General features: G+C 69.2%; 14 protein-coding genes. 8 read left to right on the top strand and 6 right to left on the bottom strand.

Annotated elements, in window-relative coordinates:
• Positions 1-6 precede the first annotated feature (6 nt).
• On the bottom strand, positions 7-462 hold the full coding sequence (locus AC1Q49_RS10350) for a MarR family winged helix-turn-helix transcriptional regulator (protein ID WP_492492018.1): 456 nt from the start codon (positions 460-462) through the stop codon (positions 7-9).
• 47 nt (positions 463-509) lie between these two features.
• Here AC1Q49_RS10350 and AC1Q49_RS10345 point away from each other — a divergent pair, with 47 nt between their 5' ends.
• Positions 510-1,760 carry a multidrug effflux MFS transporter gene (locus tag AC1Q49_RS10345; protein ID WP_492492016.1) on the top strand — a complete coding sequence of 417 codons (1,251 nt, stop codon included), beginning with the start codon at positions 510-512 and terminating at the stop codon, positions 1,758-1,760.
• Positions 1,761-2,386: 626 nt separating this feature from the next.
• On the opposite strand, the gene AC1Q49_RS10340 is transcribed toward AC1Q49_RS10345, so the two are convergent.
• Genes AC1Q49_RS10340 through AC1Q49_RS10330 form a run of 3 tightly spaced genes read right to left on the bottom strand, consistent with a single transcriptional unit; the run spans position 2,387 to position 4,503 of the window.
• Positions 2,387-2,878, bottom strand: a complete 492-nt coding sequence (locus AC1Q49_RS10340; RefSeq protein WP_492492014.1) for a hypothetical protein — start codon at positions 2,876-2,878, stop codon at positions 2,387-2,389.
• A 9-nt stretch (positions 2,879-2,887) separates the two neighbouring features.
• Complete coding sequence (locus tag AC1Q49_RS10335) at positions 2,888-4,129, bottom strand: hypothetical protein (protein WP_492492012.1); 1,242 nt, start codon at positions 4,127-4,129, stop codon at positions 2,888-2,890.
• Positions 4,126-4,503 (bottom strand): helix-turn-helix transcriptional regulator, encoded by a 378-nt coding sequence (locus AC1Q49_RS10330; RefSeq protein ID WP_492492010.1) that lies wholly within the window; start codon positions 4,501-4,503, stop codon positions 4,126-4,128. Before AC1Q49_RS10330 ends, AC1Q49_RS10335 begins: the two co-directional genes overlap by 4 nt.
• Positions 4,504-5,421: 918 nt before the next feature.
• Here AC1Q49_RS10330 and AC1Q49_RS10325 point away from each other — a divergent pair.
• The 5 genes from AC1Q49_RS10325 (at position 5,422) to AC1Q49_RS10305 (ending at position 9,928) form a co-directional block, all read left to right on the top strand.
• Entirely contained in the window at positions 5,422-6,291 is an 870-nt protein-coding gene (locus tag AC1Q49_RS10325; RefSeq protein ID WP_492492008.1) for an NAD-dependent epimerase/dehydratase family protein, read from the top strand.
• Between the two features lie 44 nt (positions 6,292-6,335).
• On the top strand, positions 6,336-6,629 hold the full coding sequence (locus AC1Q49_RS10320; RefSeq protein WP_101305254.1) for a DUF2277 domain-containing protein: 294 nt from the start codon (positions 6,336-6,338) through the stop codon (positions 6,627-6,629).
• 214 nt (positions 6,630-6,843) lie between these two features.
• Positions 6,844-7,836: a TerC/Alx family metal homeostasis membrane protein gene (locus AC1Q49_RS10315; protein WP_492492006.1), complete on the top strand. Its 993-nt coding sequence runs from the start codon at positions 6,844-6,846 to the stop codon at positions 7,834-7,836.
• A gap of 82 nt (positions 7,837-7,918) precedes the next feature.
• A complete protein-coding gene (locus tag AC1Q49_RS10310; protein ID WP_492492004.1) occupies positions 7,919-8,812 on the top strand; it encodes a lipase family alpha/beta hydrolase in 894 nt (297 codons plus the stop codon).
• A 240-nt stretch (positions 8,813-9,052) separates the two neighbouring features.
• Positions 9,053-9,928 (top strand): GNAT family N-acetyltransferase, encoded by an 876-nt coding sequence (locus AC1Q49_RS10305; RefSeq protein ID WP_492492002.1) that lies wholly within the window; start codon positions 9,053-9,055, stop codon positions 9,926-9,928.
• A 12-nt stretch (positions 9,929-9,940) separates the two neighbouring features.
• Here AC1Q49_RS10305 and AC1Q49_RS10300 read toward each other — a convergent pair whose 3' ends face one another.
• Positions 9,941-10,477 (bottom strand): GNAT family N-acetyltransferase, encoded by a 537-nt coding sequence (locus AC1Q49_RS10300; RefSeq protein ID WP_492492000.1) that lies wholly within the window; start codon positions 10,475-10,477, stop codon positions 9,941-9,943.
• Between the two features lie 10 nt (positions 10,478-10,487).
• The gene (locus AC1Q49_RS10295; RefSeq protein WP_082734319.1) at positions 10,488-11,294 is read right to left on the bottom strand and encodes a FadR/GntR family transcriptional regulator; all 807 of its coding nucleotides are present in this window, start codon (positions 11,292-11,294) and stop codon (positions 10,488-10,490) included.
• A 112-nt stretch (positions 11,295-11,406) separates the two neighbouring features.
• Between AC1Q49_RS10295 and AC1Q49_RS10290 the strand changes: the two genes are divergently transcribed.
• Together AC1Q49_RS10290 and AC1Q49_RS10285 are read left to right on the top strand one after the other, a co-directional pair.
• A complete protein-coding gene (locus tag AC1Q49_RS10290; RefSeq protein ID WP_492491997.1) occupies positions 11,407-12,678 on the top strand; it encodes an alpha-hydroxy acid oxidase in 1,272 nt (423 codons plus the stop codon).
• A gap of 98 nt (positions 12,679-12,776) precedes the next feature.
• A complete protein-coding gene (locus AC1Q49_RS10285) occupies positions 12,777-13,352 on the top strand; it encodes a dihydrofolate reductase family protein (protein ID WP_191009335.1) in 576 nt (191 codons plus the stop codon).
• Positions 13,353-13,376: the final 24 nt, after the last annotated feature.

Here is a 13,376-nt window from a genome sequence, read left to right as displayed (position 1 = left end):
TCGGCCTCAGGGCTGCGTCGGCGGGTGCATTCCGTCGTCGATGCGCGTGAGGAGGCGCATCGCGGCGTCGAGCTCGCGTTCGTCGACATCCGCCGACAGCGCGCGCGCCAGGCTCTGCGACCACCACGCGCGCAGTCGTCCGATGTTCTCGATGGCCAGGTCGGTCGGGAACAGCTGCACCTGCCGGCCGTCGTCCGGCGCGCCGCGCCGTTCGATCATCCCCTTGCGCTCGAGCTCCCGCAGCGCGGTGCTCAGGTTGCTGCGCCGCAGCCCCGTGGCAACGGCGGTGGCGCTGGGGGATGTTCCCGGATGCCCGTCGATCCAGCGCATCGCGAGGATCTCCGTGCCGGTGAGCGCGACGACGTCCGGCCCGGCTGAGACGCCGTGCGGATCGAGCTCGCGGGCCACGCGGAGCACGAGCTCGGCGAAATCACCCCACATGGCATCCGGCCCCGACGTCACTCGGACAGCTTACCTCCGCCGTGAGAATTAGTTATAGTTTCATAACTATGACTTCTTCTTCATCCACCGCCGAACGCGTCGCCCTCCCGGACGCGAACTCCGACGCATCCCGCCCCATCACGCCCGCTCTGCTGGTGGTGCTGGGTCTGCTCAGCGCGATCGCGCCCTTCGCGACGGACCTCTACCTGCCGGCGTTCCCGGAGATGGCCGCCGATCTGCAGACCTCCGCGACCGCCGTCCAGCTCAGCCTCACGTCGTTCCTGCTGGGAGTCACCGCGGGCCAGCTCGTCTTCGGCCCGCTCTCCGATCGCTTCGGACGCGTCGCCCCGCTCGTCGCTGGCGCGGTGCTGTGCGTCGCCGCGAGCGTCATCGCCGTCTTCGCCCCGACGGTCGGCGTCCTCATCGCCGCACGTTTCGTGCAGGGGCTCGGCGGTGCCGCCGGCATGGTCATCGGTCGTGCGATCATCTCGGACCTCGCCACCGGACGGCCCGCTGCGCGCGCCTTCTCGCTGATGATGATCGTCGGCGGCGTGGCGCCCGTGATCGCACCGCTCGTCGGCGGCGTGCTCACGGCGGCGGTCGGATGGCGGGGACTGCTCGCGATCGTGCTGGGGCTGGCGGTCGTGATGCTCGTCGCCGTCCTGGTCGTGGTGCGCGAGACCCACCTCAAGGAGCGGCGTGACGCCCTCCGCGCCGAGCGCCGCGGATCGTCGTCCGGGGCGCGTGAGATGCTCTCGCGCACCTTCATCGGCTACGCGGCGAGCTTCGCCTTCGCGTTCGCGGCCATGATGGCCTACATCTCCGCCTCGCCCTTCGTCTATCAGGACATGATCGGGCTCGACAGTGCGGGTTACGGCATCGCGTTCGGCATCAACGCCCTCGTGCTCATGGTGACCAGCGTCGTCTCCGCGAAGCTGGTCGCGACGCGCTCGGTGCGGGCCGTGCTCGGCACCGGGCTCGGCGGCGTGCTCGTCGCCGCCGTCGCGTTCGCCGTCCTCGCTGTCACCGCCGCCCCCGTCGCCCTGCTCGCCGTGCCGCTGTTCCTGCTGTCCGGGAGCCTCGGCTTCGTGCTCGGCAACGGCACCGCGCTGGCCCTCGCGGCCGTCCCGAAGGCAGCCGGCACCGCCTCGGCCGTGGTCGGAGCGCTGCAGTTCGGCCTGGCCGCCCTCGTCTCGCCGCTGGTGAGCCTCGGCGGGTCGACGACCGCGGTCCCGCTGGCCGTGGTCATGCTCGCCGCCGCGGTCGTCGCCCTCGCCTTCTTCGCGATCGCGCGCCCCGCCCGCCCCCGCACGACGTGAGCGGGGGCCACCGTCCCCACTCGCGGTGTTCGACCTGGACGTCAAGCGCCCCGAGGACTTCGAGCAGGCCACAGAGGGTCTCGGCGTGCTCATCCGCGCACTCCGCACCCAGAACCTCGCCATACGACCTCACGGCGCGCACCACGCTAAATGCGGCGCGTCGGCCGCCATGGAAGGCGACGCCTATGCGTCCCGCACCGGCTACCTGTGTCTCGCTGTGGCTGTCGCAGGCTGGACCCGCACGGACGTCGAGCACACCGCCCGCACCGCGCTAGGTATGGAGCACTACCGCACCCGACGCAATGTCGCCACCGGCCTCAGAGAGTCTCGCAAGCCACAAGAAGCCGCATCCCGCCTGGGAGAAGGCCCTCACCCGCGGCAGCCTCTACCGCTACGCTCCGCAAGGCCGCGCAGCATCGTGGCATCGTACGGTCCGCGGTCTCAGAGACCGCGCGGCACGCAAGCTCGGCATCGTCAAACGTCGACGAGCCCGACACAAAAACGAACGTGAGCAATGGGCCTGGTGGCAGGACCACCTCACCCGCAGGCCGGCCGCCGCGGCCGCGATCGTCCTCGGCGGTGACCGCAGCGCGTAGCGCGGGGCCCGGTGGCGTGCCGGCGCCGTTCTAGAAGCGGTGTTGAGCCGCGAGGCGGAACACGAGGATCAGTATTGACACGATGTAAGCCGCCATGCCCGCTGCAGAGGCGAAGAGAACCCACGCGTTCAGCGGTTGGGACGGGTTCAGCTGGAGTACCAGTGCGGTCGCGGCGATCGTGAGCACGACGAGCACCGTGACGCCGAAGTGGACCGCGTCGGTGCGTTGCGTCCCGCGAAGCGCACCGATGCGAGTCGCGCCGACAGCGGCGATCGCTGCGGAAGTGGCGAGGAGGGTAAGGATCAGGACGGTACCGAACCAGCCATAGGCCGTGAGCGTCCCTCTGACGGGTTCGCACGTGGCGAGTAACGGCGCGACGCTCCATCGCACGGTCTCGCAGGACGGATCCCGGTACACCGCCATGGCGACGAGCGAGTTCCCCAGCGGGATCGCCAGGCCGAGGAACAGCGCGATCCACCCCGCCCACCGAAGGGCGGGGTGGATCTGTTGTGTTTCTTCCATCCCTACGTTCTACAGGTCATTGCCGTTGCAACTGAAAGCCTGCGGATCCGTTGCCCCGTAGCTGCCTGAGTACCAACAAAGGTCGGGTGCCCTCCAGCCTCGGGTGTTGTTGAGCACCGGTCGGCTACCAGTCGGCCCCGGGCCCGGGTAGGTACCAGGCGTGACGCCCATGCAATCAGTGAGCGGCATCGAGGGGAACGACTCGCACATTCCACGATTCACAGGCTGGACAATCGACCCCACAACGCTCGTCGAATCCTGGCCCTTGTTCGGGTACATCGTGAGACGCAGCTCGTTCGTCGAGCCGATGGTGTTCGGAATCATCTGCGGCTGGGCAGCACCCACAGCGATGGTCGACACGGTGCAGGGGTCGCTGAGGTCGTTGTAGTCCCCGTAAAGGCCGATGTTCCCGGGTGCGAGGATGGTGCTCGTCCCGGCGATCACCCAACCGAACCAGTCGAACGCCCGGTTTGATGCAGCTGCCCAATCCTTGTACTCGTCGCCAGGAACCCCACACGCACCACGAATGCCCAGGTAGGGCCAGGGCGCCGCGATCGGACGTTGAGATGTGTAGAAGTCGACTTGGAACTCCATCCCCCAGTGGTCTGCCATCACCGCAGGGTGAGCGAAAGGACTTAGCCCCCACCAGGAGTAGTTGGCATCGATAGCGATCTTCGAACCCATCGAACCGATCTGGATCTGGACGTCGGTAGGCTGCCAGGTCTGGCTGCCGGAGCGAACTGCGAGCCCGGGTGAGGACTTCGATGTGGCGAGATCCGCCGGAATGACCGCGTCTGGCGCATCGAACACCGGAAGATCTGCTCCCAGCATCACCTCCCCGGTTGCCTCGGATCGTTGCAGCGACCGCGCCTGGTGTTCGGCGCCATCCACGTACGCCGTGACGATCTCGGGAGCCGTTCCTGTTCGCCGTCTTACCTCGCTGAGAAACTCATCGATGCTGAGCGAACCGTCGAGCCAGAAATCTCCTACGATCGAGTCGCTCTCAAAGTGATACCCCAGAATCGGCAGACCGGCCCCTGACTGGACGGTGCTCGCCGATTTCAAGCTCACGGGATGATGGAATTGCAGCTCTGCGAAGGTAGGGTCAACCGTCATACCGTCACGCTCCGCAGCGGCACGCTCGGCAGCAGCGACAGCCGGCGACGTTGAGAGAAGCGATGCAATAAGGATGCCGACCGCAGCAGCAGCGCCTGCTCGCACCACTGTGCTCCAGCGTTGGGGAGTCTTCATGTCACGATCGTCGCGTCGTTCTCTCCTGAACGGCAAGTTGACTCATCTACTTGCCGTTCAGCCTTAGCGGCTGGTAGGGGCTGATCGAAAAGCTCGATATCTAGAGACCAGGCGATACGAAGCACGGTGTCCATAGTGGGATTCGGAGTACGAGAACTCGATTGCCAAGGCCGCTCTATGCTTGCGAGCGTAAAGATGGAGACCCCAGCGCGGTGAGCTGCCTCTTCGATCGAGAGACCTCTGGATTTACGCGCCTCACGCACGCTCCTAGACAACTCTTCAAGAGCCTGCCGATAGCGACGTTGGTGCCCAAGAGTCGACCCTCCAGCGTTCCGCGTTGGCCGAACTCTTTCGATGTCAGCGCGACCATACATTGGGACCTCCTGCCGTGTGGACAAGCTTCATGCTCGTCCAGAACCACTATTGACCATCGAACTTATGACCTCATGGTGGCTGGCCTTGAACCTGCACGCGTCGCCGATGAGCGTGAAATAGTCGACCGCGCAGCCGGCGCGCGTCGGCCGCTGAGCGGCTTCGCCGGAAAATGAGCGCCGAGGCCGCGGCGCTCCCAACCTCGCTTCGGCCGAGCCTGCGCCTAGGCCCCGGAATGGGCGTGGGCACGCGTCTGGATTGCGCTCGGCAACCACGCCTTGTTCTTGGCCAGATGAAGTGCAAACCGTTCAGGCTCGCCCACTTGAACGAGGGCAATTCCGCGCGCGTCGAGCTTTTCCATCAAGGATGAGATGAAGTTCCCAAAGCCCCCCTTCCCGTTGACTGGAACGAAGAGAGCACCGCGTGCCGGGACAGAGTGCACGTCGAGGTCGGCGGCGTGGAGGTTTACGAAGTAGGTCGAGTGCAACTTCGTAGAATCGGCAGTCCTGGTCGCTCTCGCACATCACGACAAGGCGGTCGAGCAGCCCGTTCAAAACGTTCGAGTGGCGAAAAAGGCTCTCATCGCGGCAGATGGTTGCGTTCGCTTGGCCGTTGAGCCATCCCGCGATAAGCGAACAATTGACAGGTCGCTCTGAGCATCTAGTACACCCGAGACGAAGTCCTTGTCGTGTGTTGCGACGAGAACCTGTGCCCCTCGGGCTGTCGCAGCCAACGCGAGCTCGCGGCCGAGCGCGCGAGTCGGGAGGATGCAGAAACGCCTCCGGTTCATCGACGACGATGATCTGCTGAGCTTCGGCCAGAACGGGAGGGGGCCGCTTTCCCGTCAGCGATCATCAGCACGTACTCGTCGTAGATCGCGTCGAGGCGGTGCACGGCGTGGGTGCTCTTACGATGGCGGGATGAAGATCGTGCTCACCGGCGCCACCGGCTACATCGGCTCCTCCGTTCTCGCCGCTCTCCGGGAGCGGGGCCACGAGGTCGTCGCGCCCGTGCGCAGCGCGTCGTCGGCGCAGAAGGCCACCGCGGCCGGTGCGACCGCCGTCGTCGGCGACATCACCGACCCCGCCTGGTTCGCCCCGATCCTCGAGGGCGCGGATGCCGCGATCCACACCGCCGCGCCCGGCGACGGCAGCTCGCCGCAGTTCGACAGCGCCGTCGCCGACGCCGTGATCTCCGCCTTCGGCGGCACCGGCAAGCCGTACATCCACACCGGCGGGCTCTGGATCCACGGCCCGTCCACCGACCTCACCGAGGAGACGCCGTTCGCCCCGCCCGCCCTCGTCGCCTGGCGCGAGGCGGTCGAGTCCCGCCTCGCCGACGCCGACCTGGCGCTCACGATCGTCGAGCCCGGCATCGTGTACGGGCACGGCGGCGGCATCCCGGCGTCGTTGGCCGACGCCCCGAGGGATGCCGAGGGTCGCCTCACCGTCGTCGGCGACGGCACGCACCACTGGGCGACCGTGCACGTCGACGACCTCGCCGACCTCTACGCGCGGGTCATCGAGGGCCCGGCCCCCGTCGGTCGCGTGCTGGGTTTGAGCGGACACAACCCGACGGTGGCCGAAATCGGCGAGGCCTTCGCCGACGGCCCGGTCGTGCCCGAAGGTGCCGCCGCATCGCGCGAGCGCCTCGGCACCCCCTTCGCCGACGCCCTCATGCTCGACCAGCAGGGGTACGGCCGCCGGGCGCGCACACTCGGCTGGACGCCCGCGCGCCCGACTCTGATCGAGGAGATCCGCACCGGCTACGCCGCCCCCGCGGCCGACTGAACGAGGCCCTGTCGGCCGCGTCCGCTGCGGTCTACGCTCTCGGCATGTGCCGAAACATCCGGGTGCTCCACAACTTCGAACCTCCCACCACCGATGACGAGGTCCGCGAGGCCGCGTTGCAGTTCGTCCGCAAGGTGAGCGGGTCGACCCGTCCGTCGCGCGCGAACGCGGAAGCCTTCGACGCCGCGGTCGACGAGATCGCCGTGGCCACGCGGCGCCTCCTCGACGCGCTCGTGACCGCCGCGCCCCCGAAGAACCGCGAGGCCGAGGCGGTGAAGGGACGCGCCCGCCACGAGAAGCGGATGGAGCGCGAGGTGCGCATCCGTACGGCGTCGTGACGCGGATGCCGCACCGGCGCGGCATCCGTCGCCATCCGGCGACTTCCCAGGTTCGCGTCACCCCGCTGCCCTACTCTGACTCCAGTCCAGGGGGAGTACTCCGAGACGGACGGTTCGTCATTACGGTCGCATGCGGCCCGGGCCGCCCGGTCCCGATCAGGGATGGAGGAGACTCTGGCGTCGACCACGTCACGCCATTCTTCGGGAGACCCTTGTGAACATCACGCCGCTCGTGTGGATCATCACGATCGCCGTCACCATCGCCTTCTTCGTGTGGGAGTTCTTCGCGCACGTGCGCAAGCCCCACGAGCCGACGGTGGGCGAGTCGGCCCGGTGGTCGGCGTTCTACATCGGCCTCGCGCTGCTGTTCGGCGTCGGCGTCGGTGTGGTCTCGGGGTGGACCTACGGCGGCGAGTACTTCGCCGGCTACCTCACCGAGAAGGCCCTGTCGATCGACAACCTGTTCGTCTTCCTCATCGTCATGACCGGCTTCGCGGTGCCGAAGATCTATCAGCAGAAGGTGCTGATGATCGGCATCGTCATCGCCCTCATCATGCGCGGCGCGTTCATCGCCGTCGGTGCGGCACTCATCGAGAACTTCTCGTGGGTGTTCTACCTGTTCGGTGCCCTGCTGCTGTTCCTCGCCTACCGCCAGGCGTTCGCGCACGGCGAGTCCAACCCCGCCGACGGCCGCTTCATGCGCCTCGTCCGCCGGGTGCTGCCGGTGAGCGACGAGTACAACGGCGACAAGCTCACGGTCGTGAAGGACGGCCGCCGCTTCGTCACCCCGATGCTGCTCGTCATCGTCGCGATCGGCTTCATCGACCTCGTCTTCGCCGTCGACTCGATCCCGGCGATCTACGGGCTCACGCAGGAGGCCTACCTCGTCTTCACGGCGAACGCCTTCGCGCTCATGGGTCTGCGCCAGCTGTACTTCCTCATCGGCGGACTGCTCGAGCGCCTCGTCTACCTCGCGCACGGCCTCGCGGTGATCCTCGCGTTCATCGGTGTGAAGCTGCTCATCCACGCGCTCCACAAGAACGAGCTGCCGTTCATCAACGGCGGCGAGCACGTGACGATCATCCCCGAGATCCCCATCTGGCTCTCGCTCGTCGTCATCGCCGCCACGATCGCCGTCGCGACGATCGCCAGCCTCGCCAAGACGCGTCGGGACCGCCTGGCGGTCGAGCCGCACGACGTCGCCTGAGCGCGGCGGGTCGGGCACGAGACCTCCGCGCGTCGGGCGCGCCGGGATCTAGGCTGGTGTCGCCCGAGGAGAGGACGTCGACGTGGATGCTGTGGTGCTCGTGTCCGGCGGAGCAGCCGTCACCCCTTACACCAGCGCGGAGCGTGCCGCGGGCGAGGGTCTCGCCGCCGGCAACACGTCGACGGCCCTGCGCACCCATCTGCTGCAGCGGCACGCCGCGGTGTTCACGGCGCCGGCGCGCATCGGCGACGGCGAGGTGCGCGAAGACACCGGCTGGCAGGGGTTCTCCGACGTCGCCGACGTCCTTCCCGCCGCGATGACGATCAACGCGGTCGGCGACATCGACGGCGCCGGGGTGAGGCTGGCCGCGTTCCTCGGGTGGCTGGGCGAGGAGCACGGCGTCTCGTCGGTCCGGCTCGTGGCGCACTCGATGGGTGGACTGTTCTGCCGGGCGGCGCTGCGCGAGATCGGACGCGGAGGGCCCGCCGTGTCACACCTGGTGACCCTGGGAACGCCCTGGCACGGATCCCTGCTCGGCGACGTCCTCAGCGGCGATATCACCACGGCCGATGCGCACGACGATCCGCCGACGCTGAGCATCCTCGAGGCGTCGCCCGGGTACGCGGCGCAGAATTCGCAGGGCGCGGCCGCCGAGGTGTCGGCTCACTTCCTTGCGGAGTGGAACGCGGCCCAGCAGGGTGTGCTGGACGACGTCGCGGTCACGGTCATCGGCGGCGGCCACTTCCGCGCGTACCGCGAGCCCGATCGGCTGTGGCCCCACGACGGCCTGGTGTCGCTGCGCAGCGCGCTCGCCACCGACGTCCCCGCCGCGGTGCTGCCGCAGGTGCGCCGACACACGGTGGACGACGACGTGCACAGCATCTTCTTCGCGAACGGCTTCGATCTTCCGTGGGAGCGCGCGCTCACGTGGGACCCGGCGGTGTTCGAGCTCGTCGACGCCGCGCTGACCACGTGACGGGTGCCCGCCGGTCGGGGGCGCGGAGAGTTCGGGCCGCGGGGTGGCGCGGAACGCCACCCCGCCCCGCAGCACGGGCCTCTGGGGAAGGCGGCGTCTGCGGGTGACGAGCCCCCCAGCTCATCGAGGCCCGAACACGGCGGGAAACCATCACCGCCGCATTCATGAGATGGGCATTCGCGTGAATCATGACGCGAGTGTCGAAAAGTCGCGGTCGCACCGGTCTGGGACCATGTCGGCATGAGGACGAGCTTCGACCGGCGCGATCTGCGCGTGCGCCCGGCATCCGTCGACGACGCCCGCGGCATCGCCGAGGTGCACGTGCAGGCCTGGCGCGAGGCCTACGCGCGTCAACTGCCGGCTCACCTCCTCGCCGGACTGCGTGTGGAGCCGCGCGTCGAGCGCTGGGCGGCGATCGTCGCCGACGACACCACGGACGTCTTCGTGGCCGAGGTCGACGGCCGTGTCGTCGGCTGGTCCACGGCCTCCGGCGGGCGCGACGACGACCGTCCCACGCCGCGGGAGCTTGAGGGCATCTACGTTCTCGCCGCGCTCTCCGGCGCCGGCGTCGGGCAGCGCCTGTTGGATGCCGCGATCGGCACCGACCCCGCCCACCTCTGGATGCTGGACGACAACCCGCGGGCCGAGGCCTTCTACCGCCGCAACGGCTTCGTCCGCGACGGTGTCGAGCGCGATCGCACCATGGCCGGGCATCCGATCCACGTCGTCCGCCTGGTGCGCCACGACGGCGTGCCGCAGTGGGCCGCGGTGAAGGATGCCGAGATCGCGCTGCTGCGCGCGGACGTGCGCCGCGATCCCGCACGGGTGAGCGCTCTGCTGCATCCGACGTTCGTCGAGATCGGGCGCTCCGGCATCCTGTGGACGCGGGACCAGGTGGTGGCCGCGCTCGCCGAGGAGGGCGGACGCGCCGAGCCGCCCACCGACCAATGGGAGTTCCGGCAGCAGTCCGCGGATCTCGTGCTGATCACCTACCGGCTCACGACGCCGTCGGGACGCAGCCGCCATTCGTCGCTCTGGGATATGGGCGGCGCCACGCCGCGGCTGCGCTTCCATCAGGGCACGCTCGTGCCGCCCGCGCACGACGCCGCGCGATAGCGGACCGAGACCTCAGCGGTCGGTGCGCTCCCAGTCGGTGCGCAGCAGGCCGAGCACGACCATGTCTTCATAGGCGCCGCGCACCCACGCGTGTTCGCGCAGCCTGCCCTCGACCTCGAAGCCGGCCTTCTCGTACACGCGGATCGCACCGACGTTGGAGCTGATGGCCTGCAGATGCACGCGTCGCAGATTGCAGCGCACGAATGCGAAGGCGACGATCTTCGCCAGGGCGGCGCTGCCGATGCCGCGGCCCCGGTGCTCGGCGAGCACGGCGATGCCGATCTCGGCGTGACGGGCGAGGTCGTCGAATCCGAACAGGCTCACGCTGCCGACCGCGGCGCCGTCGACGTCGATCACGAACTCGATGCTGCGCGTGCCCGGTCCGCTCGCCGTATCGGTGAGCCGCTTCTCGAACGCCGACCGGGTCAACGGGGAGGGCCGCGACGGTGTGCGCTCCTCCCACGTCTCCAGGTCGGCGGTGAGGCGGTAGAGCGCGTCGACGTCCGCGGCGGTGCGGGCGCGCAGGGTCACGAGCGGGGCGTGGGGCATTCCCTCCACGTTACCGGCGGGGTGCGACGATCGGCCCGTCGGCCTCCGACCGGCGGCCGACCGGCACGCTTCCCGCGGTCGTCGGGAGTCCGAACAGCACGGATGCCGCGCGGCGGATATGGGTCTCCGCGAGATCGGCGGCCCGATCGGCGTCACCCCCGTCGATCGCGGTGAAGATCGCCCGGTGCTCGGCGCGCAGCCGGTCGGACTCCTCGGGCCACTCCTCGGTGCGCTCGGCGGCGCGGAGGATCGGCACCTTCATCGCGCTGCGGATGGCGGCGGTGAGCGCCGCCGACAGGGCGCTTCCCGAGGCCTCGGCGATCGCCAGGTGGAACTGCGTGTCGGCGTCGTTGAAGGAGTCCCGCGACGAGTGGGGCTGATCCATCCGATCGAGCGCGTCGATCATCCGCGTCCGCGCGGCGTCGTCGAGTCGTCGCGCGGCCGAGGCGGCACTGGCGCGCTCGAGGACGACACGCGCGTCGGTGACGTCCTGGATGGTGAAGTTCGACAGCGCGACGTGCAGCCGGAGGAAGCGGGTCAGCGCGTCGCGGGGGAGGGCGGCGACGAACGTCCCCGCGGTGGCGCCCGCTCCGGGCTGCGATCTCAGGACGCCCTGCGCCTCCAACACGCGCACGGCTTCGCGCACGCCGGCGCGGCTGACCTCGAGGCTGGCAGACAGCTCGCGCTCGGGCGGAAGGGCGTCGCCGACCTGGAGCGCGCCGGAGAGGATCCGGTCCTCGATCGCCTCGATCACCAGCTCGTGGGCGCGGGCCTTCTTCACCGGTCGCCACGGCGATGCCGTCCTGTCGTCCGTCATCGCGAATCGCGCCGCCTTTCGTCGCCGCTTGACAGCCTAGGGCGCGTCGAATACCGTGCGCTAGAGGTCAGACCTCTCCATGACCGTGCGTCGTCGCATCCGAAAGGCCGTCATGTCACCCATCAAGCGCCAGCTGCCCAAGCCCGCCGAGCTGCTCGAACTCATGCAGTTCAAGAAGCCTGAGCTCGACGCGCGCAAGAGGCGACTGGATGCCGCGCTCACGATCGCCGATCTGCGCACGATCGCCAAGCGCCGCACGCCGAAGGCCGCCTTCGACTACACCGACGGCGCCGCGGAGGGGGAGCTGTCGCTCGCCCGGGCACGTCAGGCGTTCCAGGACATCGAGTTCCACCCCGACATCCTGCGTCCGGCGGCGGAGGTCGACATGTCGACCGAGATCCTCGGCGGCCCCTCGGCGCTGCCCTTCGGCATCGCCCCCACCGGCTTCACGCGGCTGATGCAGACCGAGGGCGAGACGGCCGGGGCGGGAGCCGCCGGCGCCGCCGGCATCCCGTTCACCCTCTCGACGCTCGGCACGACCTCGATCGAGGACGTGAAGGCCGCGAACCCGCACGGGCGCAACTGGTTCCAGCTGTACGTCATGCGCGAGCGCGAGATCTCGTACGGACTCGTCACGCGCGCGGCGGCCGCGGGCTTCGACACCCTGCAGTTCACCGTGGACACGCCCGTCGCGGGCGCGCGCCTGCGCGACAAGCGCAACGGCTTCTCGATCCCGCCACAGCTGACCGTCGGCACGATCATCAACGCGATCCCGCGCCCGTGGTGGTGGATCGACTTCCTCACCACGCCCAAGCTCGAGTTCGCGTCGCTGTCCACCACCGGCGGCACCGTCGGTGAGCTCCTGAACGCGGCGATGGACCCGACGATCAGCTACGACGACCTCGACGTCATCCGCAGCCTGTGGCCCGGCAAGATCGTCGTCAAGGGCGTGCAGAACGTCGAGGACTCGAAGCGGCTGATCGACCGCGGCGTCGACGGCATCATCCTCTCCAACCACGGCGGCCGCCAGCTCGACCGCGCGCCGATCCCGTTCCACCTGCTGCCGGAGGTCGTGCGCGAGGTCGGCAAGGACGCCACGGTCATGATCGACACCGGCATCATGAACGGCGCCGACATCGTCGCCGCGGTCGCGATGGGCGCCACGTTCACCCTCATCGGGCGCGCCTACCTGTACGGGCTCATGGCCGGTGGCCGCCAGGGCGTCGACCGCACGATCGAGATCCTCCGCACCGAGATCGAGCGCACCATGAAGCTGCTCGGGGTCTCGACCCTCGCCGAGCTCGAGCCGCGCCACGTGACCCAGCTCGAGCGCCTCGTGCCGCGCGCGGCGAACGGGAGCGTGCTGACCGCGGCATCCGTGTGAATCGGAGGCCGGCCGCGGCGGCCGACCCCGTGTCGCGCCGCGGGTGCTCGGTGTAGCCTCGGGCCCACATCGACGGCACCGACGCGAAGGAGCGGAACATGGGACTGATCGTGTTCTCCATGTCGCACTCGCTCGACGGCTACATCACGGATGCCGAGGGCCGCTTCGACTGGGGCGTTCCCGACGCGGAGATCTTCCGGGCGGCACTCGAGGAGGTCCGCGGGCTGAGCGCTCACTTCCTGGGGCGCCGCCTCTACGAGACGATGCGGTACTGGGAGGATCCGGAGGTCGCACCCACCCTCGATCCGCTCGAGCGTGAGTTCGCCGAGGTCTGGAACGAGCTGCCGAAGATCGTCGTGTCGTCGACCCTGGATGCCGCCCCCGGGCGCAACACGACGCTGCTGCGCGGCGACCTGATCGCGGAGGTCGCGCGCCTGCGCGACGACGACGAGGTCGGGGAGGTCGCGATCGGGGGTGCGACCCTGGCCGCCGCGGTGGCCGCGGCCGGACTCGTGGACGAGTATCGGAGCGTCGTGTACCCGATCCTGCTCGGCGGGGGCACCCCGTTCTATCCACGGGGCGTCGGTCCGACGAGCCTCGAACTCGTCTCGAGCCACCGGTGGGCCCGCGGCATCCAGGCGTTGCGCTACCGCGTGGTGCGGCCCGCGCGCTGAGCGCCTGCGGGGTGGGGTGGGTGG

The sequence above is a fragment of the Microbacterium sp. MPR-TSA4 genome, assembly GCF_058792815.1.
The sequence above is the reverse complement of the archived record's forward strand: the minus strand, read 5'-3'. Positions and strand labels throughout refer to the sequence as shown.

Bases quoted from the DNA above. Each gene is read 5' to 3' on its own strand.
- AC1Q49_RS10295 (WP_082734319.1), bottom strand. From the start codon at position 11,294: ATGACGGACGACAGGACGGCATCGCCGTGGCGACCGGTGAAGAAGGCC.
- AC1Q49_RS10290 (WP_492491997.1), top strand. From the start codon at position 11,407: ATGTCACCCATCAAGCGCCAGCTGCCCAAGCCCGCCGAGCTGCTCGAA.
- AC1Q49_RS10325 (WP_492492008.1), top strand. From the start codon at position 5,422: ATGAAGATCGTGCTCACCGGCGCCACCGGCTACATCGGCTCCTCCGTT.
- AC1Q49_RS10320 (WP_101305254.1), top strand. From the start codon at position 6,336: ATGTGCCGAAACATCCGGGTGCTCCACAACTTCGAACCTCCCACCACC.
- AC1Q49_RS10345 (WP_492492016.1), top strand. From the start codon at position 510: ATGACTTCTTCTTCATCCACCGCCGAACGCGTCGCCCTCCCGGACGCG.
- AC1Q49_RS10340 (WP_492492014.1), bottom strand. From the start codon at position 2,878: ATGGAAGAAACACAACAGATCCACCCCGCCCTTCGGTGGGCGGGGTGG.
- AC1Q49_RS10285 (WP_191009335.1), top strand. From the start codon at position 12,777: ATGGGACTGATCGTGTTCTCCATGTCGCACTCGCTCGACGGCTACATC.
- AC1Q49_RS10335 (WP_492492012.1), bottom strand. From the start codon at position 4,129: ATGAAGACTCCCCAACGCTGGAGCACAGTGGTGCGAGCAGGCGCTGCT.
- AC1Q49_RS10330 (WP_492492010.1), bottom strand. From the start codon at position 4,503: ATGTATGGTCGCGCTGACATCGAAAGAGTTCGGCCAACGCGGAACGCT.
- AC1Q49_RS10300 (WP_492492000.1), bottom strand. From the start codon at position 10,477: ATGCCCCACGCCCCGCTCGTGACCCTGCGCGCCCGCACCGCCGCGGAC.
- AC1Q49_RS10305 (WP_492492002.1), top strand. From the start codon at position 9,053: ATGAGGACGAGCTTCGACCGGCGCGATCTGCGCGTGCGCCCGGCATCC.